A 3,475-nucleotide genomic window follows, 5' to 3' on the forward strand; every position below is an offset into this window, starting at 1 on the left:
AGAAGTGGGTAGAAAAAGCACAAAAACTGTTTGCAGAACAAGCAAAAACAGGTGACGTTCGTGCCGTATATTACAGTACGATATTAAAACCAGATTTAACCCACGAGCAATATATTAACGCCATTATTAGTGCAGCAGAAAAACATTATTACTACCCGCTTGTTGAATACTCTAATATTTTGAGAAAGTCAGAAAGTTCTAATCAAGAAATGAAGGAAATCGCTATTGAACTTCTTAATTATGCACGCTTTAATAACTTTGTTCCGGCTATTGAATCCTTAATGAAAATTGAGGGTAAAAATAAAAGAATGAATGGTTCTATATATAAAGAATTAATGACACAAGGTATTTCTTTAGGTTCAAACTATGCCTGGAGAGGATATAGAATCTTAAGTATTGAAGATGACTCTTTATCTGAAAAAGATAAATATATTGCAGCAAAAGCAACTGAGCTTTTTAATGGTGATGACTTTGCAATAAGCTTTACTCATCCTCCTAAAGAAAAAGAGGCTTTAATTGCTGCGAATAAAAAGGCACAAGAAAAAGTTGATTCGGTGAAAAAAGTAATCTTTATAGATGGTGCTCATTATCAAGTTCTTTATTAGCATTTAATTTAACTGTTTGAAAAGCGCTACATAACTATTTAAGTAGCGCTTTTTAATCACCTCGAGCAAATTATTGCCTAGTAATTTTTAGGTGTACAATTATGCATTAAAATCAATTAGCTTCTCAGTACGCTAAGTTAAGGCCTTAAATGCATGAAAGTAAATATTACTACTCTATTATTAGTTTTCTCTTTTTTAGTCTTAAATGGATGCTCAAAAGCAACAACACCTCAACAAGCCGATATTGCTGTGTTTGAACAATTTTTATCAGAAAACCCGATATCAAGTATCAACCCTTCTATTGATATTGCGAGTATCTACCAGCCTGGTGATCCACTTTTTAAGGCCGTATTGGGGATACAGCGAAAGCGCTTAGATATTGCAGAAAAAGAATTAACGCCACTAGTGAAGAATAAACAACCGGATGCTATGTTTTGGCTGGCAAAAGTAATTTATCGTTCAGGGATTAATGATAAAGCGAAAGCATACGATCTATTAAGAGTTTCGGCTGAAAGTTATCCTTATTCAGCAATGGCACTGTCTAGCAATGATGAGCAATGTCAAATGTATTTTCCCAGTAAATGCAGTGACAAATGGACGAAAAAAGCACGAAACCTGTTTGCAGAACAAGCAAAAACAGGCGACGTTCGTGCCGTATATTACAGTACAATATTGAAACCAGATTTAACCCACGAGCAATATATTAGTGCCATTATCAATGCAGCGAAAAATCATTATTATTATCCGCTTGTCGAATACTCTAATAATTTAAGAAAAGCAGAAGATTCTAATCAAGAAATGAAGAAAATCACTATTAAGCTTCTTAACTATGCAGGTTTTAATAACTTTGTCCCTGCTATTGAATCCTTAATGAAAATTGAGGGTAAACATAAAAGAATGAATGGTTCTTTATATAAAGAATTAATGAAGCAAGGCATTTCTTTGGGTTCAAACTATGCTTGGCAAGGATATAGAATCTTAAGTATTGAAGATGACTCTTTATCTGAGAAAAAGAAATATATTGCAGCAAAAGCAACTAAGCTTTTTAATGGTGATGACTTTGCAATAAGCTTTACTCATCCTCCTAAAGAAAAAGAAGCTTTAATTGTAGCGAATAATAAAGCTCAAGAGAAAGCTGATTCAGTAAAAAAAGTGATTTACATTGATGGCGCTCACCCGCGTGCACTCTAATATTTAATTGAGCAGCGCTTCTTAATCACCTCGAGCAAATTATTGCCCAACAGAAAATTAGTGTAATATTTCTTTTGTTTAAATCCAACCGTGAGCAATATTTTACATTATGAAGTCTCTTATCTTCCCTTTGATAATTGTTGCCATCAGCTTCTCTTCATGGAACTGTGCAAGTACCACGCAAGATGGTTACTCTTCTGATCTGTCAAATGCAGATAGAAATAAAATATATCTTGCGAAAAATTTTATGGTGTACGATTTTGATTTTAAAAAAGCGATAGAGCTAACTACACCTTATATTAATAATAAAGATAATATAGAGGCAAGATATATTTATGCAGTTTCAATAGCACGTTATGATCTAAAAAAGTCTTTAGAGATGCTAAAAGCTTTAACAGATGAGGGGTATCCTTATGCCATGGATACCTATGGGGAGAAAAGAACCTGTCAACTTAATAGATATAAAGAATTATGTGATAATTCTGGTTATGACAAAGTATTAAGATCCACTTATCGTAAATGGAAAAAGGGAAACTCATCGGTATTATATAACGAAGATTATGAGCAGTATCGTTATATGTCATTTGAAGAGCGAGTAAATAAAGAAGGAACATGGTTCACTCCAAAAGCAGATAACCTTCTTAGGCAATGTGCAGCAGAGCGTTTTTTTTATTGTGCTGACGAGCTACAAAAAGCTCTATTTTTTATTGAAAACAAAACTGATAAACAGAATAAAGAATACGAGTATTATAAAAAATTAGCTAAAGATATTTTAATTAATGCAGAAAATAAAAATTTAATAATTAGCTTTATTGGGAACTGTGATAAGCCAAATTCAGAATTTAGAAATTGTCCTTCTAAAAAAGAATTTGGTTTAATGTTAAATAATTTAGCTAAAAAAGGTGATTTGAACGGGTATGAAGAAGTAGCATCATATTTATTTAACAATGACAATGCGAAAAATTACATCCCATTTTCTGATTATCTAAAACATCCAGATTCAAAATTAGATCCTAAATTAAAAACAGAATACGATAAGGCTATAAAATTAAACAATAATCAAGGATGGGATTTTGAAATGATAAGTTATAGTATCAAGCCTTTTGAGAAATTGTATAACGACAAAAACCTTAGCGGATTTTTTAACAAAGTGAATAAAATGATTTCTCATTAACACCCTATTCCCCCCTTTATTCTGAGGGGGGATTTTAACTATTTAAAATCAGATTATTAATAGGTTTTCTTAATTTAACCTACTCTACATTTCACCTCACTATCTACACCTCGAGCAAATTATTGCCTAGTAATTTTTAGGTGTACAATTATGCATTAAAATCAATTAGCTTCTCAGTACACTAAGTTAAGGCCTTAAATGCATGAAAGTAATAATTACTACCCTACTTTTAACTCTCTCTTCGATAGCCTTAACCGGTTGCTCAAAAGCAACAACACCTCAACAAGCCGATATTGCTGTATTTGAACAATTTTTATCAGAAAATCCTATATCATCAGTAAGTCCAACCGTTGATCTCGCAAGTATATACCAACAAGGTGACCCACTTTTTGAAAGTGTTTTGTACATCCAACGTAATCTTTGGGCTGAGGCAAAGAAACAACTTGAGCCGATGGCAAAGAACCAAAATCCTGACGCAAAATTTTGGTTAGCATCAATTACATGG

The 3,475-nt window shown here is 32.6% G+C and carries 3 protein-coding genes and 1 pseudogene; all 4 read left to right on the forward strand.

Annotated elements, in window-relative coordinates; all coding sequences use genetic code 11:
- Positions 1-605 (forward strand): hypothetical protein (locus C9J38_RS21845; RefSeq protein WP_158259532.1); only part of this gene is annotated, 605 nt, incomplete at its 5' end.
- Positions 606-758: 153 nt separating this feature from the next.
- Complete coding sequence (locus C9J38_RS21350) at positions 759-1,796, forward strand: hypothetical protein (RefSeq protein ID WP_107208799.1); 1,038 nt, start codon at positions 759-761, stop codon at positions 1,794-1,796.
- Between the two features lie 109 nt (positions 1,797-1,905).
- Positions 1,906-2,970 (forward strand): hypothetical protein, encoded by a 1,065-nt coding sequence (locus C9J38_RS21355; protein ID WP_107208800.1) that lies wholly within the window; start codon positions 1,906-1,908, stop codon positions 2,968-2,970.
- Between the two features lie 202 nt (positions 2,971-3,172).
- Positions 3,173-3,475: pseudogene (locus C9J38_RS21360) on the forward strand (hypothetical protein); the annotation flags it as partial.

Origin of the sequence: Photobacterium sp. GB-210 (assembly GCF_003026075.1) — a bacterium.
In the GTDB taxonomy this organism is placed as follows: Bacteria; Pseudomonadota; Gammaproteobacteria; order Enterobacterales; family Vibrionaceae; genus Photobacterium.

Excerpts from the sequence above, each read along its gene's own strand:
- C9J38_RS21355 (WP_107208800.1), top strand. The coding sequence starts at position 1,906 with ATGAAGTCTCTTATCTTCCCTTTGATAATTGTTGCCATCAGCTTCTCT.
- C9J38_RS21350 (WP_107208799.1), top strand. The coding sequence starts at position 759 with ATGAAAGTAAATATTACTACTCTATTATTAGTTTTCTCTTTTTTAGTC.